22 protein-coding genes and 1 pseudogene are annotated in these 25,685 nt (G+C 52.1%); 15 read left to right on the top strand and 8 right to left on the bottom strand.

Going from position 1 to position 25,685, the window contains the following annotated elements; all coding sequences use genetic code 11:
* Positions 1 to 3: 3 nt before the first annotated feature.
* From ACTJIK_RS01025 to ACTJIK_RS00990, 8 genes are all read left to right on the top strand, one after another.
* The gene (locus ACTJIK_RS01025) at positions 4 to 948 is read left to right on the top strand and encodes a DUF3078 domain-containing protein (protein ID WP_440644389.1); all 945 of its coding nucleotides are present in this window, start codon (positions 4 to 6) and stop codon (positions 946 to 948) included.
* 68 nt (positions 949 to 1,016) lie between these two features.
* The gene (locus ACTJIK_RS01020; RefSeq protein WP_440644388.1) at positions 1,017 to 1,808 is read left to right on the top strand and encodes a segregation and condensation protein A; all 792 of its coding nucleotides are present in this window, start codon (positions 1,017 to 1,019) and stop codon (positions 1,806 to 1,808) included.
* 4 nt (positions 1,809 to 1,812) lie between these two features.
* Positions 1,813 to 2,715: a helix-turn-helix domain-containing protein gene (locus ACTJIK_RS01015; protein ID WP_440644387.1), complete on the top strand. Its 903-nt coding sequence runs from the start codon at positions 1,813 to 1,815 to the stop codon at positions 2,713 to 2,715.
* A gap of 189 nt (positions 2,716 to 2,904) precedes the next feature.
* Complete coding sequence (locus ACTJIK_RS01010; RefSeq protein ID WP_440644386.1) at positions 2,905 to 3,780, top strand: pirin family protein; 876 nt, start codon at positions 2,905 to 2,907, stop codon at positions 3,778 to 3,780.
* A gap of 41 nt (positions 3,781 to 3,821) precedes the next feature.
* A complete protein-coding gene (locus ACTJIK_RS01005) occupies positions 3,822 to 4,349 on the top strand; it encodes a YceI family protein (RefSeq protein WP_440644385.1) in 528 nt (175 codons plus the stop codon).
* A gap of 319 nt (positions 4,350 to 4,668) precedes the next feature.
* On the top strand, positions 4,669 to 5,079 hold the full coding sequence (locus ACTJIK_RS01000; RefSeq protein ID WP_346317340.1) for an OsmC family protein: 411 nt from the start codon (positions 4,669 to 4,671) through the stop codon (positions 5,077 to 5,079).
* 196 nt (positions 5,080 to 5,275) lie between these two features.
* Positions 5,276 to 5,989 (top strand): pirin family protein, encoded by a 714-nt coding sequence (locus tag ACTJIK_RS00995; RefSeq protein ID WP_440644384.1) that lies wholly within the window; start codon positions 5,276 to 5,278, stop codon positions 5,987 to 5,989.
* A gap of 156 nt (positions 5,990 to 6,145) precedes the next feature.
* Positions 6,146 to 6,523 (top strand): hypothetical protein, encoded by a 378-nt coding sequence (locus ACTJIK_RS00990; RefSeq protein ID WP_440644382.1) that lies wholly within the window; start codon positions 6,146 to 6,148, stop codon positions 6,521 to 6,523.
* Positions 6,524 to 6,534: 11 nt separating this feature from the next.
* On the opposite strand, the gene ACTJIK_RS00985 is transcribed toward ACTJIK_RS00990, so the two are convergent.
* The 3 genes from ACTJIK_RS00985 to dxs all read right to left on the bottom strand — a co-directional run bounded on the left by ACTJIK_RS00985 (position 6,535) and on the right by dxs (position 10,865).
* Positions 6,535 to 7,740, bottom strand: coding sequence for a PAS domain-containing protein (locus tag ACTJIK_RS00985; RefSeq protein WP_440644381.1), 1,206 nt, complete (start codon positions 7,738 to 7,740; stop codon positions 6,535 to 6,537).
* 93 nt (positions 7,741 to 7,833) lie between these two features.
* Entirely contained in the window at positions 7,834 to 8,889 is a 1,056-nt protein-coding gene (locus ACTJIK_RS00980; RefSeq protein ID WP_440644380.1) for a 2Fe-2S iron-sulfur cluster-binding protein, read from the bottom strand.
* 44 nt (positions 8,890 to 8,933) lie between these two features.
* Complete coding sequence (gene dxs, locus ACTJIK_RS00975; protein ID WP_440644379.1) at positions 8,934 to 10,865, bottom strand: 1-deoxy-D-xylulose-5-phosphate synthase; 1,932 nt, start codon at positions 10,863 to 10,865, stop codon at positions 8,934 to 8,936.
* A gap of 170 nt (positions 10,866 to 11,035) precedes the next feature.
* On the opposite strand from dxs, the gene ACTJIK_RS00970 reads away from it, so the two are divergent.
* Positions 11,036 to 12,064: a sensor histidine kinase gene (locus ACTJIK_RS00970; protein WP_440644378.1), complete on the top strand. Its 1,029-nt coding sequence runs from the start codon at positions 11,036 to 11,038 to the stop codon at positions 12,062 to 12,064.
* A 76-nt stretch (positions 12,065 to 12,140) separates the two neighbouring features.
* Positions 12,141 to 12,869, top strand: a complete 729-nt coding sequence (locus tag ACTJIK_RS00965) for a LytR/AlgR family response regulator transcription factor (RefSeq protein WP_120517470.1) — start codon at positions 12,141 to 12,143, stop codon at positions 12,867 to 12,869.
* Between the two features lie 483 nt (positions 12,870 to 13,352).
* Here ACTJIK_RS00965 and ACTJIK_RS00960 read toward each other — a convergent pair whose 3' ends face one another.
* Positions 13,353 to 14,114, bottom strand: a complete 762-nt coding sequence (locus tag ACTJIK_RS00960) for a geranylgeranylglyceryl/heptaprenylglyceryl phosphate synthase (RefSeq protein WP_440644377.1) — start codon at positions 14,112 to 14,114, stop codon at positions 13,353 to 13,355.
* Between the two features lie 277 nt (positions 14,115 to 14,391).
* On the opposite strand from ACTJIK_RS00960, the gene ACTJIK_RS00955 reads away from it, so the two are divergent.
* Positions 14,392 to 17,718, top strand: coding sequence for a vitamin B12-dependent ribonucleotide reductase (locus ACTJIK_RS00955; RefSeq protein WP_440644376.1), 3,327 nt, complete (start codon positions 14,392 to 14,394; stop codon positions 17,716 to 17,718).
* A 1,000-nt stretch (positions 17,719 to 18,718) separates the two neighbouring features.
* Here the strand turns inward: ACTJIK_RS00955 and ACTJIK_RS00950 are convergent.
* Positions 18,719 to 19,471, bottom strand: a complete 753-nt coding sequence (locus ACTJIK_RS00950; RefSeq protein ID WP_440644375.1) for an ATP-binding protein — start codon at positions 19,469 to 19,471, stop codon at positions 18,719 to 18,721.
* Between the two features lie 73 nt (positions 19,472 to 19,544).
* Between ACTJIK_RS00950 and ACTJIK_RS00945 the strand changes: the two genes are divergently transcribed.
* From ACTJIK_RS00945 to ACTJIK_RS00935, 3 genes are all read left to right on the top strand, one after another.
* Positions 19,545 to 20,888: an alkaline phosphatase D family protein gene (locus ACTJIK_RS00945; RefSeq protein ID WP_440644374.1), complete on the top strand. Its 1,344-nt coding sequence runs from the start codon at positions 19,545 to 19,547 to the stop codon at positions 20,886 to 20,888.
* Positions 20,889 to 21,053: 165 nt separating this feature from the next.
* Entirely contained in the window at positions 21,054 to 21,542 is a 489-nt protein-coding gene (locus ACTJIK_RS00940) for a hypothetical protein (protein WP_440644373.1), read from the top strand.
* A 17-nt stretch (positions 21,543 to 21,559) separates the two neighbouring features.
* Positions 21,560 to 22,060 carry a YcxB family protein gene (locus ACTJIK_RS00935; protein WP_440644372.1) on the top strand — a complete coding sequence of 167 codons (501 nt, stop codon included), beginning with the start codon at positions 21,560 to 21,562 and terminating at the stop codon, positions 22,058 to 22,060.
* Here ACTJIK_RS00935 and ACTJIK_RS00930 read toward each other — a convergent pair.
* Complete coding sequence (locus ACTJIK_RS00930; RefSeq protein WP_440644371.1) at positions 22,036 to 22,467, bottom strand: GNAT family N-acetyltransferase; 432 nt, start codon at positions 22,465 to 22,467, stop codon at positions 22,036 to 22,038. The two genes, ACTJIK_RS00935 and ACTJIK_RS00930, sit on opposite strands and share 25 nt — an antisense overlap.
* A gap of 16 nt (positions 22,468 to 22,483) precedes the next feature.
* Positions 22,484 to 23,416: a ribose-phosphate diphosphokinase gene (prs, locus tag ACTJIK_RS00925; RefSeq protein ID WP_440644370.1), complete on the bottom strand. Its 933-nt coding sequence runs from the start codon at positions 23,414 to 23,416 to the stop codon at positions 22,484 to 22,486.
* A gap of 119 nt (positions 23,417 to 23,535) precedes the next feature.
* On the opposite strand from prs, the pseudogene ACTJIK_RS00920 reads away from it, so the two are divergent.
* Positions 23,536 to 23,799 (top strand): annotated as a pseudogene (locus ACTJIK_RS00920) (carboxypeptidase-like regulatory domain-containing protein); the annotation flags it as partial.
* Positions 23,800 to 24,339: 540 nt separating this feature from the next.
* Here ACTJIK_RS00920 and ACTJIK_RS00915 read toward each other — a convergent pair.
* On the bottom strand, positions 24,340 to 25,665 hold the full coding sequence (locus tag ACTJIK_RS00915) for a TolC family protein (RefSeq protein ID WP_440644369.1): 1,326 nt from the start codon (positions 25,663 to 25,665) through the stop codon (positions 24,340 to 24,342).
* Between the last annotated feature and the right edge of the window lie 20 nt (positions 25,666 to 25,685).

The following is a 25,685-nucleotide window of genomic DNA, read 5'->3' as shown; positions in this document are numbered from 1 at the left end:
ATCATGAAAAAAATCAAATGGCTCTTAACGGTGTGCGTAATGGCATGCGTTACCGTAAAAGCGCAAGACGACAGCATGAAAAAAATCCGCGAGGAAGCTGCCGGGAAACTCAAGAACACCGAAAAAGACACCACCGGCAGGCTATGGAAAAAAGGCGGCGCCTTCGGCCTCACCTTCAACCAGGGATCGCTCACCAACTGGGCCGCGGGCGGCGACAAGCTCTCCCTTTCCATGCTGGCCACTTTCGCCGGCTTTGCCAATTACAAAAAGGACCGGCACAACTGGGACAATAACATCGACCTGGCCTATGGCTACGTGAACACCACCAGCCTCGGCACCCGCAAAAGCGACGACCGGATAGATTTCACCTCCAAATACGGGTATGAGATCGGTAAGAACTGGTACCTGAGCGGCCTGTTCAACCTCCGCACCCAGTTCACTGAAGGGTACCTTTACCCGACAGACTCCACCAAGGAATTCGTGTCCAAATTCTTCGCCCCGGCTTACATTATCCTCTCTCCAGGCGTGGATTTTAAGCCGAACGACGAATTTTCGCTCTTTATGTCCCCCATCACCGCCCGCTGGGTAGTGGTAATGGACGATACCCTTTCCGCCAAAGGCTCCTACGGGGTAGACACCGGCAAACACGTGAAATCCGAGTTCGGCGCCTACGTATCCGCCACCTGGAACAAGGAGATCATGAAAAATGTGACCTACAAATCCAAGCTGGAGCTGTTTTCCAACTATAAGCACAATCCCGGCAATATCGACGTGTTCTGGACCAACCTGATCGCCCTGAAGGTAAATAAGTGGATATCAGCCAATATCAGCGTGGATATGATCTACGACGACGATGTGCGGGTGTTCGAGAACAAGGAAACCGGCGCCATGGGGCCGCGGCTGCAGATCAAGCAGACGATCGGCGTGGGTCTGACGGCTAAATTCTGATTCCCCCGGAAATTCATTATTTTTGATAAACCTGTCGGCCCCGCCCGGCAGGTTTTATTATTTAAAATATGAGTAACGACCCGGAAATATATAAAATCAAGCTCCCCCAGTTCGAAGGCCCTTTCGACCTGCTGCTGTTCTTCATTGAAAGGGATGAGCTGGACATATACAATATACCCATCTTCGGCCTCACCAAGGACTTCCTGGAGTACATCCACCACATGGAAAACCTGAACATCGAGCTGGCCAGCGAGTTCATCCTCTTCATCTCCACCCTCATGCGCATCAAGGCTAAAATGCTGCTGCCGCGCAAGGAGCTGGACGAAGCGGGGAACGAGATAGACCCGCGCCAGGAGCTGGTGGACAAGATACTTGAATACAAACGCTTCAAGCAGGCCGCCGCCGAGCTGGCAGAGCAGGAAGCGGACCGTATGCTGCAGGTAAAAAGAGGGAATATCGCGAAGGAGCTCGCCGAAATAGGGGAGGCTACCAGCGAAGGCTCCGAAGTGCAGACGCTTACGCTCTTCAAGCTCACCAAAACTTTCGAAAAGGTGATGCAGCGCGTGAAAGAGCGCAGCAACAAGCCGCAGCACGTTGTGTACAAATACGATTACACCATGGAAGGCTCCAGGGAATATATGATGGACCTGGCGCGTACCGAAAAGACCATGGCTTTCGAAAAGATATTCGACCACTGTAAAGACCGCGTGCATGCCATTTTCCTGTTCCTGGGCATGCTGGAGCTGGTGCAGGCCAAATACCTGAGCATTATGGTGGGCGAGGGCAGGAATAACTTTATCATCGACTACGTGGATCCTTCCGAAAGGCCGGAAGACGCTCCCGTAGTATTTGAAGATTAAACATATGGCGGAAAAAAAAGAACAGATCGGGGTAGTTTCACTATCAGAATACGCCCACGTGGCGGACGAGCAGTATGAGTTCAGCGTGTCCACGCTTTGCAACCTGGGCTGCGCTTTTTTCGACCACCAGTCCGCCCCGCACCGGCACAACTTCTACACCATTTACTGGATCAAAAAAGGTGAGCTTACCCACACGATCGATACGGTGACCCACGTGGTAAAACGCAATACGCTGTTTTTCCTCGCGCCCGGCCAGGTGCACCAGCTGAAGCTTTCGGAGAAGGTGGACGGTTATATGATCGCCTTTCACGACTCCCTGATGTGCCCCAGCGACCAGTCGGACATGGCCAGCGTGCGCAAAGGCCTTTTTGTGAACGACGCCTTCAGTTCCGTGATACACCTGAGCGACCCCGACGATGAAAAGGAGCTGGAATGGATGGTACAGCGCATGATGCGGGAAATAGAGGGCAAAGCGCCCGGCTATGCGGTGGCTTTCCAGAACCTGCTGCAATATTTCCTGATCGTGGCTTCGCGGCATACCACCACGCCGGTGGCCGTGATACCGGAATACCAGGCAAAGCACAACAGCGCCCTTTTTATGAACTTTAAGACGCTGATCGAGGAAAAGTACAAGGAGCTGAAGAACGTGTCCGAATACGCCGCGTTACTGCATATAAAGCCCGTGCTGCTGAACGAGATCAGCAAGTCGCTGTCCGGCATCACCGCCGGCGAGCACATCCGTAACCGCGTGATCCTGGAAGCCCAGCGCTATCTTTATAACACCGACCTTACGGCGAAGGAGATCGCCTATAAGCTGGGGTTTGAGGACCCGCATTATTTCTCCCGCTTCTTTAAAAAGTACACGAACCAGTCCCCCTCCGAATTCAAGGAACTGGCGAGAGTATAAATGTATTGATTTTCAGTTTATTACGATGTCCCGGGGATAGATATTCCGGGACATTTTGTTTTTACCGGCCTCAACATGCCCGATCAATCGCCGCGCCACATAAAAAAGTACACCCTTTAACGCTTTCTATCCATTTCTATTAGGTGTTACAACATGTAATTTTGTGTTGTCTTTAAGGAGATACACAATATGAAAAGCACAAAACAAGTAGCAAAAATTTACGAAGGCGCCCAGACCCATATGGTGGGCGACGGATTCAGGGTGCAGAACCTCTTCCCGAACGGCAACCGCATCGGCAGCAGGCAGCTCAGCCCCTTTTTCCTGCTTGATTATGCTGCGCCGCATTATTTCCCGCCTTCGGACCAGCCGCGCGGTGTGGACGAGCACCCGCACCGCGGATTTGAAACGGTGACCATCGCCTACCAGGGCGCACTGGAGCACCGCGATTCCGGCGGCAATTCCGGCAAGATCGGTGCCGGCGACGTGCAGTGGATGACGGCTGCCTCCGGCGTGGTGCATGAAGAAAAGCACGAGCGCGAATTCACCCGCAGCGGCGGCACGCTTGAAATGGTGCAGCTCTGGGTGAACCTGCCCAAAGCCCATAAAATGGACCCGCCCCGCTACCAGGGCCTCGAAAAGAAAGATATACCGGTGGCGGACCTGGGAGACGGAAGTTACCTCCGTGTAATTGCCGGGGAATTTGATGGACAAAAAGGAGCTGCAAAAACCTTTACCCCGCTGAACCTGTTCGATGTACAGCTGAAAGCCGGCAAAAGCATAGAGCTGACGCTGCCGGACGGTTACAACACCGGCATCGTGGTACTGAAGGGCGAAGCCCGCTTCAACGATACGCATACCGCCAAAGGCGTGCAGCTCGCGGTGTTTGACACCAAAGGCGAAACGATCACGGTTACCGCCGTTACCGATGCTTCGCTGCTGGTGCTGAACGGCGAGCCGATCAACGAACCGGTTTTCTCTTACGGCCCCTTCGTGATGAATACGAAAGAAGACATCGTGCAGGCCGTGGAAGATTACAACAACGGCAAAATGGGACGCCTGAATTAGATCCTGATAATAAATCACACAAAACTTTAAAACCAAACAAAATGACAACCTGGAAAATTGATCCTTTACACAGCGAGATCGAATTTAAAGTGAAACACCTGATGATCACCAACGTGACAGGCCACTTTGCGGAATACGACGCTACCGTTGAAGCCGGCGCGGAAGATTTCTCCGATGCGAAGATCTCCTTCGAAGCCAACGTGAACAGCGTGAGCACAAAGAACGCACAAAGGGATGAGCACCTGAAGGGCGCCGATTTCTTTGACGCCCCCAATCACCCGAAAATTACTTTCACCTCTACCGAAGTGAAGAAAAAAGACGCCGAAAATTTCATCCTGAAAGGCGATCTCAGCATCCGGGGCGTTTCCAAACCCGTAGAACTGAACGTGGAATACAACGGCATCACCGTAGACCCCTGGGGCCAGACCAAAGCAGGCTTTGAGCTGACCGGCAAGATCAACCGCAAAGACTTCGGTCTTTCCTGGTCTGCCACCACAGAAGCCGGCGGCCTGGTAGTGAGCGACGATGTGCGCCTCATTCTTGGCGTACAGCTGGTAAAACAAGCTTAACAATAAGATAAAGATCACTGACGATAGTGTGCCTGGTGAAAGGATGTAACGCGGCTGCTTACGATGAAATCAGGACTGGAAGACAGGAACCTGCGCAGGGTTGTAGTTGCGGCGGTTGGTTATAGCGCGGGGAGACGGTAAATGCAGCATGCAGGGAATGGAGAGAAATGCGAAGGAATTTATAGAATTAAGTGTAGTAAGGTTGTCAGGGTTTTAGGTAAAGCCGGGTGAAGCAATTCGCCCGGTTTTTTTAATTCCAATTCATTAATTTTAAGACCTCTTATCGTTCATAATTCACCCAAATAAAAAATTTTAACTCATGAAAAGATCCGCAACTGCCAATTGGAAAGGCACCGGTAAAGAAGGGAAAGGCACGGTTTCCACACAAACAGGCGTACTGAAAGATACCCAGTATTCTTTTTCAAGCCGCTTTGAAGACGGCATCGGCACCAACCCCGAAGAGCTGATCGCTGCCGCGCATGCAGGCTGCTTCAGCATGAAGCTGAGCTTCATCATTTCCGGCGCGGGCCTTACCCCCACCAGCATAGACACGAAGAGCATTGTGACCTTCGAAGCGGGCGCCATTCCCAACATTCACCTGGAAGTAACTGCCAGCGTACCCGGCCTGGATGCCGCCAAGTTTGCTGAAATGGCGGAAGACGCAAAGCTGAACTGCCCCATTTCAAAGCTGCTCAACACCGAGATCACCATGGATGCAAAGCTGGTGTAAGCCGCTTCAGCATACAGCATATCAAAGGCCGGACGACATGATCCGGCCTTTGTTTTTGCAGCAGGGGCGTTGTCTTGAAACCCTTATCCCTCCTTTGTTTCAAAGAGAATAAATTGTCCACCCTTTTAGCCGGAATGTCCATTGCGCAGCGCCTGTTTTATGCGGAAATTTGCAATAGAAAATACAGGAGGACATTATGAAAACAGTTATTCATCGCGGAAACACCCGCGGATTTGCAGACCACAACTGGTTACAGAGCTATCACACTTTCAGCTTCGCCGGTTATTACAACCCTGAACGCATTCACTTCGGTGCATTGCGCGTGCTGAATGATGATACAGTAAAAGGCGGAATGGGCTTTGGCGCGCACCCGCACGACAACATGGAGATCGTCAGCATTCCCCTGACCGGCGCGCTGGAACATAAGGACAATACCGGCCGCCACAAGATCATCAACCAGCACGACGTACAGATCATGAGCGCGGGCACGGGCATACAGCACTCGGAGTTCAACGCTTCAAAAACAGAACCGGTGAAATTCCTGCAGATATGGCTCTTCCCCAAGAAGCGCGACATCGCGCCGCGGTACGACCAGAAAACATTCGATCCCGCCGGCCGGCAGAACAAACTGCAGCTGGTGGTATCGCCCGAAGAGAACAACGATACCCTGCTGATCAACCAGGATGCCTGGTTCAGCCTCGGCAACTTCGATAAAGGCCGGCAGTTTGGATATCAGCCCAAACAGGAAGGCAACGGCGTATACCTGTTCGTGCTTTCCGGCAGCCTGGAAGCCGGCGGCGAAACCCTTGGCGCGCGCGATGCCATTGCAGTTACAGACCTGGAACAATTGAATGTTACAACATTGGAGAATACGGAATTCCTGCTCATGGACCTGCCGATGGCTGTGTAGAAAGGATTCAGCCCGGTGGATAAATTCCACCGGGTTTATTTTTACCCGTAATGAAAAGTGTCGTAAATTAGAAGTGAAGGGAATGGACATATTGACTTAACAGCATGGATGTATGATGGTTACGCTCGTCAAACATTTAACTTAAATCAATATCTCATGGAAGTACCAACACAGTCATCTGACCTGCAGGCACAGCTGAGTGCCTGGAAAGGCGAAGTAGACCAGGTGCGTGGCAGCCTGCGCACAATGAGGAACAGGTTAGAAGAAATGGCCGGCGCCCGCCAGGCCAACCATGAAAGAATGGTGGAAATAGAGCACTTTCAGAACCAGTTCATCCGCCAGTTGGAAGTAGCTGATGAAATGTTCCACGATCTGAAACAATCCGCAAAATCGATGGGGTACGGCCGCCCGGCAATCATTCACCACGACAGGCCCGTAGACGACTACGACCGGCTGCACGACCGCATGCAGGTATTTCACAAATTACATGATGAGCTGAGAGGGGAGTTTTCCCGGTTTGAATCGTTCCGTTAGCCTGGGTTTTATTATTCTCTCATTTGCTGCAGTTTGTCCCGTATCCTGAACAGGGTAGCGTCCAGCTCTGCCGTGCTTTGCTGCAGGAGCCCGAACAGCCGGCCGTTCAGCGCAGGTTCATTCTTTTCCAGGTCCAGCATGGCCAGTATGCCCATGATGTTGGACACGGGCCGCCGTATTTCATGTGAATTGATGCGCGCAATTTCCTGGAGCTTTTCATTCTGTTCCTGCAACAGGCGGATGAACTGCCGGCGTTCTTCCTCGTGCCGCATCGACTCGTCCACATCCTGTATAGCCCCTATCACGCGCATAGCGTTTCCATGATCGTTGTAAAGGACATGCGCGCGGTCCAGCACATACTTGTAATTCCCGTCAGCACAACGGAAACGGTATGCGGTATTCCAGTGCATGCTCTTGCTTTGCAGGCATTCCCCGAAAGAATCCATCACCTGTTGAATGTCTTCGGGATGAACATTTTCTTTCCACCAATCCACATGCTCCAGTACCTCTTCTTCTTTGTATCCGAACATGGTCGCAGGTCCGTGGTTGCGCGTAACCCGCCCTGAAAGCAGGTCCCAGTAATAGATACAATCCTGCGTAACCTGCGCCAGCAGTTCGTATCGCGTGCCAATGTCTTTCGCTTTGATCGTGTTGCGCACTTCCGAATCAATATCTATCGCCATCACGATACGCGCTTCTTTGCCATTGTAACGGGTGGTATGTGAATACAATTCCACGTAAAACAATTCGCCGTTCTTCTTCCTGTGCTGCCAGATGCCGCGGTAGTCCAGGTTTTTATCGGTCCGCTTCACATCGTCCAGCACCGCCGGGATAGACGACGGCTCACGGATGGAAAGGATGTCCATCGCTTCAAATTCCTTCCTGCTGAAACCGTATTTGCTGACCGCCGCATTGTTCACCGCCAGGAATTTCAACGTACCCCACTGGTAGATCCACATCGGCACCGGGTGCTCGTAGAACAGCTGCCGGTATTGGGTGGAATAGGTGTTGTTGCGCAGGAAATCGTGACGGATAATGAAGTAGATGAGAACAGTGGAAACAACAATAAAAAAGGCATTCATCAAGTAGGGCAGCAACCCGGGGCCCAGGCCTGGGAATAACTGTGTAAACGGCACCAGTAAACGGTTGTAGCCCGCCAGCCAGATAAGCCCGAAGACCAGGAAAAGGCTTGCGGTTTTCAACGCAGTATGGCTCATCTCAGTAGTTTGAGTGTTGAATGTAGGTAAATTCGGGGAACTGGCCAATTTAGACCTGTAGCGGGTTTGGGCCACAAAGGTGTTTGTTTTTCACTACCACTCCAGCATTACTTCATCCGTCTGCGCATAACCGGTGCAGGTAAGCACAAGCCCTTTTGCCAGCTCTTTTTCGGTCAGCACTTCGTTGACGGACATCCAGACCTTTCCCTGTGTGCAGGTGGCAATGCAGGAGCCGCAAACGCCGCCTTTGCAGCTGTAAGGCAAGGCTACCTGCTGGCGCAGCGCCGCATGCAGGATGTTCTCATTGCCGGGCACCATCAGCGTTTGTACGTTGCCTGCATGTTTCAGGTGCACCTGCTTCAGCGTGGTATCCTGCGGTATCTGTACGCGCGCGATCTTCGCCTCGGTGTTCACCACGAAATTTTCCTTGTGCAGCTGGTCTTCCCGGAAGCCCATGAATATAAGCGTAAACTGCGCCATCCGCATATATTCCGCCGGGCCGCAAATGTAGAACTGTGCCGCTTCCCGCGGGTAATGCAGGTGCTTCGGCGCGATCATTTCCAGCAGGCTGTTGCTCATACGCCGGTAAACGCCGGAAGCATCGGCGGGATCGCTGTAAAGCCAGACGATGGTGAAACGCTCGGGGAACTTCGATTGCAGCTCCAGGAGGCGTTCGCGGAAGATGGCGTTCTTCTCGTCGCGGTTGCTGTAAATGAGCGTGATGTGCGCCGCTTTTTCCGTATGCAGGGCCTGCTGCAGGATGGAGAAGAGGGGAGTGATGCCGCTGCCCGCGCCCAGCAGGATGATATCGCGGTGAAGCGCCGGCTCGCTGTCCAGCGTAAAACGCCCGGAAGGCAGCAACGAAGTGACCACATCACCCAGCATCCAGCTGCGGAGGATATAACGGGAAATTTCCCCGTTGGCAATGCGTTTGACGGTAACGGCCAGGAAATCGTCTATGCCCGGTGTGGAGCTGAGGGAATAGGAACGGCGGTATTCGGTGCCGTGCAGCTGAACCAGGAAGGTAAGGAACTGCCCGGCAAGATATTTCACCGGCTTCCCGTCCGCACTTTCAAAATGATAAGTGAAGGCGTCCGGCGTTTCCTGGATAATGCGGGTAATGCGTAGTTGTATGTAGAGGTCGCGCATGATAAAAGACGTCCCGGACCAGCGGCCCGGGACGTGTACGGCCTTTATAAGCTGGAGTGAACGGTTATTTTACTGCGAAGCATCTCGCGTACGGCCGAAGCGATGGCGGCAGCGTCGTAGCCTGCTTCGCGCTGCAATTCGGCGGGTTTCCCGTGCTCGATCAACCGGTCGGGGATGCCCAGGCGCTTTATTTCCGCCTTGTAATCATTATCCGCCATAAATTCCAGCACTGCGCTACCGAAGCCGCCCTGGAGCGCGCCGTCTTCAACGGTGATCACGCGGTCGTAACGCTGGAAGATATCATGCAGCATGCCGGTATCCAGCGGTTTCACGAAGCGCATGTCGTAATGCGCGGGTTGCAGCCCGTCCGTCATCAGTTCTTTCATGGCTTCGGTCACAAAGTTGCCCGGGTGGCCGAGGGAAAGAATGGCAACATCGCGGCCGTCCTGGATCTTGCGACCCGTGCCTACTTTTATTTCAGAGAAAGGCCTGCGCCAGTCCGGCATCACGCCTTCGCCGCGCGGGTAGCGGATCACGAAGGGCGATTTGTTGGACGGGAGCTGTGCGGTATACATCAGGTTGCGGAGCTCTTCTTCGTTCATGGGCGCGCTCACGATCATGTTCGGGATGCAGCGCATGTAGGGAATATCGTATGCGCCGTGGTGCGTGGCGCCGTCTTCCCCCACAAGGCCCGCCCTGTCCAGGCAAAAGATCACCGGCAGGTGCTGGATGGCCACATCGTGCACTACCTGGTCGTAAGCCCGTTGCATAAAAGAGGAGTAGATGTTGCAGAACACCGTCATGCCCTGCGTGGCAAGCCCGGCGGAAAGCGTTACGGCGTGCTGTTCGCAGATGCCCACGTCTATCGCGCGGTCCGGCATCTGCTCCATCATCCATTTGAGGGAAGAGCCGGAAGGCATGGCGGGCGTAATGCCCATGATGGTTTTATTCAGTTCGGCCAGCTCAATGATGGTATGGCCGAAAACGTCCTGGTATTTGGGCGGCTGGGGGGCTTCTATGACCTTTTTATAGATCTCGCCGGTGATCTTGTCGAACAGGCCGGGAGCGTGCCACTTGGTCTGGTCCTTTTCAGCCAGCGCATATCCTTTCCCTTTGGTGGTATTGATATGCAGCAGCTTGGGGCCCGGGATGTTCTTCAGGTCCTGCAGGGTATCCACCAGCTTGGTGATGTTGTGCCCGTCTATCGCGCCAAAGTAGCGCAGGTTGAGGCTTTCGAACAGGTTGCTGGATTTGGACACCATGCCTTTTACGCTGGCTTCCAGCTTGGAAGCCATGTCCCTGGTGAAATTCTTGCCGATAGGCAGCTTCCCGAGCAGGTTCCACACGTCGTCGCGGAACTTGTTGTAGGTATGGGAAGTGGTGATATCGGTCAGGTATTCCTTGAGGGCGCCCACGTTCGGGTCTATGGACATGCAGTTGTCGTTCAGGATGACCAGCAGGTTGGCATTGGCCACGCCTGCGTGGTTCAGCGCTTCGAAGGCCATCCCGGCAGTCATGGCGCCGTCTCCGATCACGGCAATATGCTGCCGGTCGTGCTCACCTTTATTTTTGGAGGCGATGGCCATGCCCAGCGCCGCCCCGATGGAGGTGCTGGAGTGGCCTACCCCGAAAGTATCGTATTCGCTTTCGCCGCGGTTGGGGAAACCGCTGATGCCTTTGTATTTCCGGTTGGTATGGAACACATTCTTCCGGCCGGTGAGGATCTTATGCCCGTAGGCCTGGTGGCCCACGTCCCACACCAGCTGGTCGTAAGGCGTATTAAATGCATAATGCAGCGCTACGGTAAGCTCCACCACACCCAGGCTGGCCCCGAAGTGGCCGCCGTGTACACTCACTACGTCAATAATGAACTGGCGCAGCTCGTCGCACACCTGGTGCAGCTGCTCCTTGCTCAATTTTCGCAGATCAGACGGGTATTCGATCTGGCTCAGTAATTGACCGGCCGTAATTTCCATATCAGCATTAGGGTTTAATGCCCAAAAATACATGTTTTTACGCTTATTCCGAGCCTCCCACTTAAACGCCCCTGCAACCATTGATAAAAATTGGGTTCACTCCCTGTGGGCCAGGTGGTATTTTTGGTCAGACGCGAAGTTTGTCATAAGACTTTGCTAACTTTTCATGGATGTTTAAACGCATATCAAAATATTGGTGGTGCCAGATACTCGGGTGGGGAGCTAATGCCTTTCTTTTCTTGTTCTTCGGCTTTTTTTTCTATCAGATAGATGCCGCGCAGGTACAGTACATCCTCTCTTATTGTTTGCTGGGGATACTTATCACGCATGGATTCAGGGCGGTTATCGTCAAATACAAATGGATCGAGAAGCCGTTTGAGAACGTGGCGATCTACTTCTTTTTCGGCATCCTCGTGTGCTCCATCGTGGATTCGTTCCTGCTGGCCTGTATCTCACATTTCGTGCTCGGCCAGCCGGACGGCGATTTTAAGGACAGCTGGATGAGGGCCTTCTTCTCGCAGACCATATTCATGGCCCTTTGGGCGGTGATCTATTTTCTCTGGCATTACGTGGAAGAGAGCCGCAATTCGCAGGTGGGCCAGCTGAAGCTTGAAGCCACTGTGCGCACGCTGGAGCTGAAAACGATCAAAAGCCAGCTGAACCCGCATTTCATCTTCAACGCGCTCAACAGCATCCGCGCGCTGGTAGACGAAAACCCGCGCCGCGCGCGGACGGCCATCACCGAGCTGAGCAATATCCTGCGGAATTCCATGCAGGCGGACAAAGCGGAGACGGTGAGCCTGGAAAACGAACTGAGCATAGTAAAAGATTATCTTGCATTGGAGAATATCAGGTTTGAAGAGCGATTGAAAGTACAGTACGACATAGACCCGGAAACGCTGGAACTGCCTGTACCGCCGCTGATGCTGCAAACCCTGGTGGAAAACGCCATCAAGCACGGCATTTCCCGGGAAGTGAACGGAGGGCTGATACTGATAGGCTCGCATGTGCACGATATGCGCCACGAGATCACCATCAGGAACACCGGGCAGATCGTGGAAGACCTGAACGGCAATGGCTTTGGCCTGGCAAGCACCCGGCAGCGCCTCGGTATCCTGTTCGGCAAAAGGGCTTCTTTCGAGATCTATAACCTGGATAATGCCATGGTAGAAGCCAAAGTACAAATGCCAATACTCTAACTATCTGAATTTCAGTATATTTAAGGCGTCTTTTGGACGAACATCACATCATCAACCGAAAAAGACAGACTGTATCATGAAAAAAGCATTGATCATAGACGATGAACGACTGGCCAGGAGCGAACTCAAGAAGCTGCTGGCGGACCACCCGGAGATCGTGGTGGTAGGGGAAGCGGTGAATGCGAAAGACGGCATGGAAAAGATAGAATCGCTGCGGCCCGACCTGCTGTTCCTCGACATCCAGATGCCGGACAAGACCGGCTTCGACCTGCTGGCGGAACTGGAAAGAACGCCCCAGGTGATCTTTACCACGGCTTACGACGAATATGCCCTCAAAGCGTTCGAGTATAACGCGCTGGATTACCTGCTGAAGCCCATTGAGCCCAAACGCCTGGCGGACGCCATTCATAAACTGCACCAGGTAGACGAAAAAGAGCGCCTGGCGGCCGCTTCCGGCATCCGCAACATCCTGGGGGAAAACGACCAGGTGTTCGTGAAAGACGGGGACCGCTGCTGGTTTGTGAAGCTCCAGGAGATCCGCCTGTTCGAAAGCGTGGGCAACTACGCCCGCGTGTATTTCGAGACCAACAAGCCGCTGATCCTGAAATCGCTGAACGCGCTGGAAGAACGGCTGGACGAACGGGTGTTCTTCCGCGCCAACCGCAAGCATATCGTGAACCTGCGGATGATAGAAAGGATAGACACCTACTTTAACGGCGGGCTGCTGCTGGAAATGCGCGGAGGGGAGAAGATAGAAGTGAGCCGCAGGCAGGCGGTGAAATTTAAGGAAATGATGAGCCTCTAGGCAAAGAGGAAGATATATTATCCAGGGAAGGAAAGGTTGCGGCCTTTCCTTTTTTTATTGGCTGAAATCCTTTCCTGTAGCGGAATAGGCCTGAAAACAAAGAGCTGTCCTGAAAAGAACAGCCCGTTAAATTATGCTTATGAAAAAAGGCCATAATGGCCATAAAGACGCATAATGCCTTTATTGCCACCTGGCGGCAGAAATATATTACTAGCCCGATTAAAAAATTTTGCTGGAATATGGAAAGGTTGCTGAAAACAACAGAATGAAAATGCTAATGCTGCTATGATACCAGGGTTTCCCGTCAATTCACGGATACAACTGCACATTCGGGGTGCCGGTAATTACTGGTTGGTTTGGTTTGTTAATAAAATCATGCACAAGATATATAACCTCCGCAATTTTTTTAACAAATTCTTCCGGCTAGACAATAAATTTTTTTCCAAAAAATGGCAGGCAGGGATAATAAAGAAGAAAGAGGGGTTAACGTGCGGCCTTTACGGGAGCGCTATGAACGGCTTCCGCGATCTCGCGGATCAGGGAAGTATCTTTTTCGATAGCGTTGCCCACCACAATGATGTCTGCGCCGGCCTTACAGTTCAGGTAAGCTTTTTCCGCATCGCGGATGCCGCCGCCAACGATCACCGGCACTTCTACCTGGCTGGCTACGCGGTGGATCATGGATTCTGTAATAGGTTTGCGCGCGCCGCTGCCGGCGTCCATATATATGACCTTCATGCCGAGCATGTCGCCCGCCATGGCAGTACACATGGCAATATCATCTTTATCCGCCGGGATGGGCGTTGCATTGCTGATGTAGGAAACGGTGGTAGGAGCGCCGCCGTCTATAACCATATACCCCGTGGAGATCACTTCCAGCCCGCTCTTTTTTACAGCGGCGGCCGAAACCACATGCTGGCCGATCAGCAATTCAGCATTACGGCCGGAGATCATGGAGAGATAAAGCAAAGCATCAGCGTATCGCGATACCTGCGACGGGCTGCCGGGGAATAATATCACCGGAATGGAACAGGTAGCCTTGATCTGCTGCACCACTTCGTCTAAATGGTTCGTGATAACAAGACTTCCTCCCAGGAAAATATAATCAACCTTCGCTTCAGTGCATTTGGCAGTCAGATCAGCAATCCCCGCAGGTGTAACCTTGTCAGGGTCTATCAGAACTGCGAATGACTTTATACCTTTTGCCTTTCTCTCGATAAAGGAACTGTATATTTTTCTGTACATTAATTTTGCATTGTTCCGGTTGAAGCAAATGTATAAATTTTTTTCTAATAAGGCACAGGGTTAAATAAATATGCATGGTATTGATTTTGCAATTGATTTGAGGTGAAAAGCGGTCTTTTAAACTGCCTAACGGCCGTAGTTTGTTAATGCGCCCTTATGCACAGGCTGTGGATAAGACTAATTGGCGTGAAGAGCATTTAAAATTATTTTAGTAATCCCACTCCAAAAGTGTAATCGGTATCAATTTTTGTTCAATCCTGTTAAAAATTTCTAGGGCATGAAAAATCAAGTTAATAAGGCTGGCGGCCTCGCTTTTTCCCGCCACTTTACCCGGGAAGGTGTTAGTCCCTACGATCAGTTCGAATATGATATGCGCTCGTCCGTTATCCGCAACCCGGGTGGGGATGTAGTGTTCGAGATGAATAATGTGGAAGTGCCCAGGGCGTGGTCGCAGATAGCGACGGACATCCTGGCCCAGAAATACTTCAGGAAGGCCGGCGTACCGCAGGCAGACGGCTCCACGGGCCGCGAAACCTCCGTGAAACAGGTGGTTCACCGCATGGCGAACTGCTGGCGCGTGTGGGGCGAAAAATATGGCTATTTCGCTTCCGCTTCAGACGCGCAGGTGTTCTATGAAGAACTGGTGTACGGTATGCTCAACCAGGCCTGCGTACCCAATTCCCCCCAATGGTTCAATACCGGCCTCCACGAAAGCTACGGCATTAAAGGCAAGCCGCAGGGCCATTATTACGTGGAACAAAAAACCGGCAAACTCGAAAAATCCACCTCCGCATACGAAAGGCCCCAGCCGCACGCCTGCTTTATTCTCAGCGTGAGCGACGACCTGGTGAACGATGGCGGCATCATGGACCTCTGGGTGCGTGAAGCCCGCATCTTCAAATACGGCTCCGGGGTGGGCACCAACTTCTCCCAGATCCGCGGCGAAGGCGAGAAGCTCAGCGGCGGCGGTACTTCCAGCGGGCTGATGAGCTTCCTGAAAATAGGGGACAGGGCGGCAGGCGCCATCAAATCCGGCGGCACCACCCGCAGGGCGGCTAAAATGGTGTGCCTGGACCTGGATCACCCCGAAGTGCTGGAATTCATCAACTGGAAAGTGGAAGAGGAAAAGAAAGTAGGCGCCCTCATCGCAGCCGGCTATTCCTCCGATTATGAAGGAGACGCCTACCGCACCGTTTCCGGGCAGAACTCCAACAACTCCGTGCGCATCCCCAACAGCTTCTTCCATGCCCTGGAAGCGGATGGGGATTGGGAGCTGAAAGCCCGCATGAACGGGAAAGTGATGAAAACCGTGAAAGCCGCCGACCTCTGGAACCAGATCGCCTATGCGGCCTGGCGCTGTGCGGACCCCGGCACCCAGTACGATACTACCATCAACGAATGGCATACCTGTCCCCAGGGTGGCCGCATCAACGCGTCCAATCCCTGCTCCGAATACATGTTCCTGGACAATACCGCCTGCAACCTGGCTTCCGTGAACCTGCGCCGCTTCTTCAACGAAGAAAAGAGCCTGTTCGACGTACCGGGATTTGAATACACCGTAAGGCTGTGGACCACCGTGCTGGAGATTTCCGTGCTCATGGCGCAGTTCCCCTCCAAAGAAGTGGCCCAGCTCAGCTACGAATACCGCACCCTGGGCCTGGGTTACGCCAACCTCGGCTCTATGCTGATGGTGAGCGGCATTGCGTACGACAGCGAAGAAGCGCGCGGCATCGCCGGCGCCATTACGGCGATCATGACCGGCGTGTCCTATAAAACTTCCGCCGAAATAGCCGCCCATTTGGGCGCTTTCCCGAAATACGCCGAGAATAAAGAAGACATGCTGCGTGTAATGCGCAACCACCGCGCGGCCGCTTATGATGCAGCCGATGCGTATGAAGGGATCGAGATCAAGCCACAAGGCATTAATGCGAGGTATTGCCCCGATTACCTACTGAAAGCCGCCACCAAAGCCTGGGACGACGCGGTGAAGCTGGGTGAGAAACACGGCTACCGCAACGCGCAGGCCACCGTGATTGCGCCCACCGGCACTATCGGGCTGGTGATGGATTGCGATACAACCGGCGTGGAGCCTGATTTTGCCCTGGTGAAGTTCAAAAAACTCTCCGGCGGCGGTTATTTCAAGATCATCAACCAATCCATACCTTCCGCGCTGAGGCACCTGGGATATAAAGAAAACGAGATCAAAGCGATCGTGGATTACGCAAAAGGCACCGGCAGCTTCGCCGGGGCACCTTACATCAACCCGCAAAGCCTGAGCGAAAAAGGATTTATCTCCGAAGAGATCAAAAAGCTGGATACGGCCGTGGCCTCTTCTTTCGATATCGCTTTTGTGTTCAACGTATATACATTGGGCGAAGAATGCCTGCAAAGACTGGGATTCAAGCCGGAACAGTATTTCAGCATGGAATTCAGCCTGCTGCATGAGCTGGGCTTTACAGACGAGCAGATGGAGGCCGCGAACGACTATGTATGCGGCACCATGACCGTGGAAGGCGCTCCCTACCTCAAGGATGCCCATCTCCCCGTGTTCGATTGCGCCAATAAATGCGGCAAAAAAGGCGAAAGATACATCCACGCCCACGGCCACATCCGCATGATGGGCGCAACGCAGCCGTTCATTTCCGGCGCTATTTCCAAAACCATCAACCTTCCGAACGAAGCGGTGGTGGAAGAGATCGCTGATTCTTATAAGCTGAGCTGGGAGCTGGGCCTGAAAGCCTGCGCGCTTTACCGCGACGGCTCCAAGCTGAGCCAGCCGCTCAGCAACAAAAGCGACAAAAAGAAAAAATCCGCCGAAGCTGCGGAACCCGCTACAGAAGCGCCCGGCCAGATGATCGTGGAAATGAACAAGCTCACGATAGACGAGCTGCTGGAAGAGCTGAACAAAAGGATGATCGCCAGCTCGGACACTTCGCTGAAACGCGCGCTGTCGCGCATCGTGGAAAGAAAAACGCTGCCAGGGAAGCGCCGCGGCTTCACGCAGAAAGCAAAAGTGGGCGGGCAGCCCATCTTCCTGCGCACCGGCGAATACAACGACGGGACGCTGGGCGAGATCTTCATAGACCTTGCAAAAGAAGGCTCCACCCTCCGCAGCCTGATGAACTGCTTTGCGATCGCAGTGTCTGTAGGTTTGCAGTACGGAGTGCCGCTGGAAGAGTTTGTAGATAAGTTCGTGTTCACGCGCTTTGAGCCTGCCGGCATGGTGGATCACCCGAACATCAAGTCGTCCACTTCGCTGATCGATTATATTTTCCGTGTGCTGGGTTATGAATACCTGGGCAGAACAGACCTTGTGCACATCCTGGATGCGCCGGGCAATACCGGCGAAGAGGAGTGGGACGAGCCGGTGGTGAAACCCGAATTGTCCAACGTGCGTGTGATGGGAAACAGCTCCGGCTCAAGCGGGCCGAAAGCGGTAAAACCGCAGCCGGTAGCGGCATCCAGCGGGGAAAGCAGCACGCAGGATTACATGCGCAGCATGCAGAGCGATGCGCCGGCCTGTAACACCTGCGGGCACATCACGGTGCGTTCAGGAACCTGTTATAAATGCCTGAATTGCGGCAACAGCATGGGTTGCAGCTGATTGGAAAGCGCAGTGGAATACCGTTTCTTTAAAAGCGTTTAACAAGTTTTGTGAAAAAGATGAGAATGAACGGTCCGCTGAAATCTGCGATGGTATTGGGTTTGTGGCGATCGTGACGAATAGAAACTTTGTTAATTATTTGTTATTCGGGTTTAAAAATTTCAGATAAAGTTAACATAGATATACCTTTGTATACAAATAGGGTTTTCATAGGATAGTAACAAATTGAGGGCGCTTTTCTAAGTGCCCTTTTTCTTTTATACCCTCTCCCACAAAGGATTTCAGCGAAGGCCTTCTTTTCCCCTCTTTCATTTGAATTTTTATTGTGCAAATCAATTGCAGCGCATTTCGTGCCTTCCGGAAATTTTTTTTAGAAAAATTGAACAAACAGGTACGTTTGAAGCTGCATGCATTTTTTTCGCAGCCTAATCAAGAAAGCACCACTTCCAGAGATAAAAGTATCTTTTGCCTTTATTCAGTTTCACTTCTCCTTCTTTCTTAAAAATTTTGCGAAAAATAACGGCCGGGATCTATTCCGTTTATAACGAACAGGCTTACAGCTGTTTAGTGATTATTCCCCCTGCTCTTAAATTTCCCGGGTAATTTAAATGTTAACAGGAAGGCGCTTTTTTACCGCCTTGACTCCAGCGGGTTAACAAAAAAGGGCATTTTCATTAACAAATCACTGCGGCCCGCCAAGACCGATTTTGCGCAGGTGGTTATTTTTTGTTCGATTTTATTCAAAAAATGACCTTTCAGTTTTAAAAAATTCATTTTAAGGGGCAGATTTTGCGGGTTTTCAATTTATAAACGAAAGGAGTTGTAGTTATTTAATTATTTTTATATTTGTTAAAGTATTAATTTTTTATATGGTTACTGTCCTATGAAAAACCAAATATTCCTACACCGCGAGAATCTTCTTGCACAGTAAATGACTCTCGAAAGCAATGGATTTTTCCATTGCTTTTGTTCTTTTATAGAGAAAAGCCCGGTATCCCGGTTATGCCGGCAGCAGGTCGCAGAAATAGAAACGGGTATCCCAATTCGCCGGTTCTTCCTTTTGAAAGCAGTTATCACCATCATCATCTTTATAACAATTGCTGCCCTGGTTCCCCGCCGGGGAATATACCCGCTCCACGGTTTCGCCGATGGTGAACGGCACGGGCGCGGCAAACAGGGGGCCGTCGAAAACAAAGCTGTGGAACTCACCGTTCTCCCCGCATGGATCCACTCCCGGGGGCAGATCGGCGAGGAAGGCTTCATCTATCAGTCTCCCGGCAAAGGAAGCCGGCAAATATTTCGCGTTTACGCATACTATCACCGCTTTAAAGCCGGCTGCAATGAAGTTCCGGACCAGCGTTGCACTGTCCTGCTTCCAGAGCGGGAACACCCCTTCCATGCCCGCCTGCGCCAGCTGGTTTTCGCGGTAGGCCCGCAGGTCTTCCAGGAAAATGTCGCCGAACACGGCATGCCGTATCCCGGCAGCCTGGAACTCGTCCAGCGCTTCGCGCATGATATGGTTGTAATCCTCCATGGACGCATGTTCCGGCAGGAATGCCTTTTTTACGGGCAGCCCCGTTTGCCGGGCCTGCTCGTCCAGCAGCTCTTCCCTTACCCCGTGCATAGACACGCGGCGGAATGCCCCGCTTAATGTGGTGAACAAATGCTTCACCTCGTACCCGGGCGTTTGCCGCAGCTGCCAGAGAGCAAAAGCGGCATCTTTGCCCCCGCTCCAGTTGATATATGCTTCCATGTTAACGTAAAATTATTCAAAATCCCCTTCTCCGCAGGGGCCGGGAATATTATATTTGATAAAATGCTGTTTCATGCGATCCGTCTCCTTTTTATTCCTGCTGCTCTGGATACTGCCGGCCACAGCCCAGCAGAAAGCCCTCGTTGCCGGCCCCATGGCGGGTTCTGTAGAGCTGCGCGACGTTATTATCTGGCTGGAAGCGGCCCCTTCCGTGAAACAGGCCGCCATTAGGTATTACGAAAAAGGGAAACCGGCCGCCGCCAGAACGGAACGTTTTACCGGGGAACTGGGCAAACGCTACAATCCCGTCAAAATACAGCTCGTGAACCTGGAACCGGGCACGGCCTATGAATATGAAGTGCTGCTGGACGGGAAAGCGGTGAAAAGATCCGCTTTTTCCACCAAAACGCTCTGGCAAAACCGCCGGCCCGCACCGGATTTTACTTTCCTCACCGGCTCCTGCGCCTATTTTAATGAACCGGCATACGACCGCCCGGGCAAACCCTATGGCAACGATTCCTCCATTTTCGAGACCATGGCCGCCGTGCCGGCTGATTTTATGATGTGGCTGGGCGACAACTGGTATACCCGCGATGCAGACTACCATTCCGTGCCCGGTCTGCAATACCGCGCCCACCGCGACAGGTCGCTGCCGGTTTTGCAGCGTTTCCTGCAAGCCATGCCGCATTACGCTGTTTGGGACGATCACGACTACGGGCCCAACAACTCCAATAAATCCTACATCTTCCGTGAGCAGAGCCGCGAAGTGTTCTCCCAATACTGGCCCAACCCCAGCTTCGGGGAAGAAGGCAAAGGCATTTACACCCGCTACAGCTTCAGCGATGTGGACTTTTTCCTGCTGGACGGGCGGTACTGGTCCAGCGCGGGCGAGCTGCCTGACAGCGTCAACGGCCAGCCCAACCCCGCCAAAAAAATGTACGGGGACCAGCAGATGGAGTGGCTGAAGAACGCCCTGCTCACCAGCAATGCTTCCTTTAAGATCATCGTGACCGGCAGCCAGGCGCTCAATCCCATCTCCATTTATGACAGCTTTCATCATTTCCCGGTTGAGTATCATGACTTTATGAATTTCCTGGAGCAAAACCACATCCCCGGCATCCTCTTCCTGACGGGTGACCGTCACCATTCCGAGGTGGTAAAGCTGCCCCGGAAGAATAATTACCCGCTGTACGACATCACCAGTTCGCCGCTTACTTCCGGTGTGGGAGGGGTGCTGCTTGGGAATGAAAAAGACAATCCCTACCGTGTGCCGGGCACGCTGGTAGTGACCCAAAACTTCGCACAGATCAGCGTTTCAGGCCCCAAAGGGGGGCGGGTGCTGAAGCTGGAGTTCATGGACAAGGGGAAACAGGTTTTGGGCAGATTCGAGGTGAACCAGCAGGAACTGAGGAAATAATTCAGGGAAAGCTGCAACTTTTTGATTTAACGGTCGTCTTTTAAATACACACCCTGCGATTAGTACCTGGATATGTGCAGTTTGTACCGTAGAAGTACCTGTTCGTCAATTAGGGGTAAAATATCTCAGTTATTTTGTATTTTTAGGTCATTAAATCTTACCCGTATGAAAAAGCTGTTGTTCATGTTGATACTGGGTACAGTCACAACCGCTGCAGCGTTCGCCCATAATGGCGATAAAACAAATAACAACGGCGATAAGCCGGACAAGGGTGCAAAAGCCAAAACCGCTACGAGGGTGGAAGATTTTATTTGGGGATTGCCCCAGTCTTCCAACAAAGTGGAAAAGGTGGAAGAAGCTGAAATGCAAAAGGCCATCGTTGACCTCTATAAATGGTATTTACAGAATGAAACCCGCGTGAACAGCAACACTCCTTTAAAAGGTGATGACGGCTTAGATGTTGTGGCTCCATTCAAAGTAGATCCCAAGGTGCTTCAGCAATACCTGAAATTTATCAAGAAGAACTTCCCCGGTCTCAACGAGGAAGACCTCAGCGATAAACGCAACGTTACTTCTTCCATTCGCAAAAACAATGCGCCAGTGTCTACTTGTGACGACCTGGACACACCAATGTCTTTGACCGCTTCAAAATAATTTCGTAAGTTCGTTGAATGCATTTGCTACAGTTCACTTACAACAAGGAAGAGGTTATTAATGCATTACGATTTCACTTTCTCCGCCGGGGCGAAATCAAAGTATTTCGCAATACCCTCATAATTTTACTGATCGCTACTGTTACAGGTTACCTGTTCAACGTGGTGAATTTTAATGCCCTGCTCGGCATCTGCGTCATGATGGTGGTGTTGGGCTGGGCTTTCTGGTATTTGCTGCCGGTTTCCACCTACAACAAGGCCGCTACTTTCAAAGACAATATACGCCTGCGTTACAACGAAGAAGGGATGGCTATTTCAACCGGGCAGGGAGAGCGCAGCATGCCCTGGAAGATATTTTCACAGATCATAGAAACGCGGAATTTCTTTTTTATTTACCGCGACAAACGCACGTTTTTTCTCATTCCCACCAGCGCATTCGAGAACGAGGAAGCCCGTATCGGTTTCAGTTCGCTGATGCAATCCACTTTCGAGGATTACAGCCGCCTGAACATTTCATAGTGCGGTATATTCACTTCCGTAAATTCTTCCCCGCGCACCTGGTAACCGTTTTTTTCATAAAAAGGAACGGCCTCTTTACGCGCATGCATCATCAGTTCCGAAAAGCCGTTTGTCTTTGCCTGCTGCTCCGCGTAAGCGAGAATTTTGCTGCCTGTGCCGCTCCCCTGCATAGTTTCGTCTACCGCCATTTGTCTTAACTGCACGGTGTTCTCATCCACCGGGCTGAGTATGCAACAGCCGATGATCTTTTCATTTTCGAAACCGCCGATAAGCACATCGGCGATCTCCTGCTGTAAATATTCGGGCGAAAACGTGAGCCCCAGCGGGCGGCGCAGTATTTTATCGCGCAGGGCCACCATATCGTGGTAGTCGCAGCTGCCGTATTCTATGGTCCGGATCGTTAACATGCGGCAAAGTTATGGCTCATACCGGAACCTCCAGTAAATATTCGAGTATCAGCGGCGCAACGGATTTCACTTCCAGGAAGGGATCCTTGATCTGCAGGGCATTCGGATGGGTGTCCGTACATACCAGCTTTTCCACCAGCCCGCTGTTCCTGATCTTTTCAAAACCGTTGCCGGCAAAGATGCCGTGAGTGGTGATCACGGCAATACTGCTGGCGCCCGCGTCGCGGTAGGCCGCTGCGGCCTGGAGAAGGGAGCCGCCGGTGCGGATCATATCGTCGTAAATAATGACCAGCTGGTCCTGCACGTTGGCGCTGATGGCGGTGATGTCTGTTTCTTCGCCGGAAAGCCGTTTTTTGAAGACGAATGCGGCGGAAACATGGAGGTCGTTGGCGAGGGATTCCACCCATTTGGCGCGGCCGGCGTCTGTACTGGCCATTACGAACGGCCTGCCTTGCGCTATCTCGAGGGCGGCGTTGCGCACGAATGTTTTACCGTAAAGGTGCACCGGGCGGATATTGCTTTCAAAATAATAGGAGATGCCGTCCACATGCAGGTCTATCAGTATCACCTTTGCGCCCAGCGAAGTGGTGGGCAGGGCGGAGAAAAGGATGGCGCGGTTCTTGGCTTTCACGATTTCGCCGTATTTTACAGCCCTTTCCATGGTGGAATATCCGAAATAGGGGATCACAAGGCTGATGCACAGCGCCCCGTTCTGTATGCAGCCATGGGCAATGTCGAAGAGCTCAAGGGTTTCCTTATCGTCTATTGTTCCGCCGATAAGCACCGCTTCTTTTCCGCTAACGTTGCTGGTTATACGATGGTAATGTTCCCCGTCGGGGAAGTCCCGGATGGTCATTTGGCCGTCTTCCCAGTCGTCCGGCGCCAGGGCAAGAATGCGTTCTTTCAGGTAGAGGTACCGTTGGGTGCAGAAAAGTATCTTTCGGGCCATGGCGCAGTATTTGAATGGTTGTTTGCCGAATTTAGGGAAATCCGGGCATTGGATGACTTGTGTGATAAATATTTTTAACGTTTCTTTTGATCCGGGAACGCTAATTTTGATTGAATAGTATGAAGCATGTTCTGATCAGATACACTGTTGCACTGGCCTTGTTCCTGGTACCGGGTTTACAGAAAGTGGCCGCCCAGATCCGCCTGATGGGTATGGTGACCGATGCCGATACCCGCACGGGCCTGCCCTCCGTCAGTGTCTGGAATAAACGCTCCGGCATGGGTACCGTGAGCAACGAAACCGGCCGTTATTATATCGAGGCGATGCCGGGAGATACCATTGAATTTAGCATGATCAGCTACGTGCGCACCCAGATCATTACCCCGGGCATTTCCGGTACGCAGAATGTACAAATGAAAAGGCACATCTTCGGCCTGCAGGGCGTGAACATCCGCGGCCGCATTTACAAGCAGGACTCGCTGGCCATGCGCGACGAATATGAGAAATATTTCGGGTACAAACGCCCCGGCGCATTGGATGTGCTGAAAACGCTGCCTTCCAATCCCATCACCGCACTAAGTTATCTCATCCCCAGCAAAGCCCGCAAACGCAAGGAAGCGTTCGGCGAACAGCTGAAATACTGGGAAGAAGAAAAACATATCGATCACCGTTACAATCCCGACCTGGTGCAGCGCATGACCAAACTGGAAAGCCCGGAACTGGATTCCTTCATGCTGCATTACCGCCCCTCTTACAATTTCCTGTTGAGCGCTTCGGACTACGACCTGATGCTGTTCATTAAACAAGCGTTTGAAAAATACCAGAAGCAGCACGGGATACTACGAAAAGACACTACACCGGCACAATAATATTTCATAAAAAAAGCGGCCTTCTGAGCCGCTTTTTTTATTGGTATGAATGCGTTATTTCAACAGGGAACCCTTCAGCCTGTGCAGCTCCGTTTCCGCTACTTTGGTATTGTACCTCGCCTGGATGAGCCTGTAGGAGGCCAGTTCAAGGCTTTGCTGCGCTTCTTTCACTTCCAGCGTGGTGGATACGCCCTGCCTGAAACGCTCCAGCGCCACCATGGTATTTTCCCGCGCAAGGTCTACACTTTCCTGCTCCAGCGTTAAAGACATTTTATAATATTCATAATCTTTGAAAGCATTGGTGAGCAGCAGGTTCACCTGCGACTGCGTGTTCTCGATCGACAGCTGCTGGTAGGCAATATCCAGCTTGGCCGCTTTCAGCGCGCGATGTGCATTGAGGCCGTTGAATATCGGGACCGTGGCGGAGAAACCGTAGTTGAAGCCCCTGTTCTGGTTGAATATCGGGCTGAACTGGTTGATGGCCGCGCTGGCGTTGGATTGTGAGAAGTTATATGCGGAATTGAAAGCGATCACCGGGAAAAACTCGCCTTTTCTTTCTTTCAGCACCAGCTTTGATATTTCAAGGTTCTGGCGGGCCACCTGCAATTGCGGATTGGTGTTCGGCAGGTTCTGCAATATTTCTCCGTAAGAAAGGGAAAGATTTACCGGGATGCTGTCGTTCACATCATAGTTGAGGTTGCCGTCTGAAATGCCCAGCAGCTGGTTGAGCGCGGCCTTGCTTTGCTCGATGACCGTTTGCTGGCGGAGCCAGTTGGCACGTTGTGCATTGTAATCCACTTTGGCCTGCAGCCAGTCTGTTTTGGGCGCGAGGCCGGTCTGGAACTTGGCGTCGGAGAGCTTCACCCGTTCGTCTGAAATGCTCATCTGTTCCGCCAGTGCGCGCAGCTGCTGCTTTTGCTGGGCAATGTTGTAATAGCTGTTGATGATATTGGCGATAGAATTTTCCACCTGGTTCTTCACATTCAGCTCGCCCAGAATCTCGATGGCCTGGATGCGGTTGCGGGTGGCGAACATCTTGAGCCCGTCGAACAGCGTCCAGTTGAGGTTGATGGCGGCCTGCAGCTGCCGGTTCTTGATGCCGCTGGTATCTCTTTTGGTTCCATTGCCAAATTCCTGTTTGGTAGCGGTGTTGTTCCATACATTGGAAGCAGTGCCGTTCAGGCGCGGCGCAAAAGCGAAGTTGGCGTATGCGTTGTCGTTGGCGGCTAAATCCGCATCATTGCGGGCCAGCCGTATATCGAAGTTATTCTTTAAACCCAGGTCTATCGCCTGCTCCAGCGTAAGCACTTCCTGTGCTTTAGCGCTTATTGCCAGCTGAAGAAAGAATATCCCCGTCAATAATTTTCTGTTCAATTTCATTTTATTCAGTTTACCGTTTC

It is taken from the genome of Chitinophaga sp. 22620, from assembly GCF_052044405.1.
GTDB lineage: Bacteria > Bacteroidota > Bacteroidia > Chitinophagales > Chitinophagaceae > Chitinophaga.
Note: the sequence above shows the minus strand (reverse complement) of the source record. Positions and strands in the feature narration are given on the sequence as shown.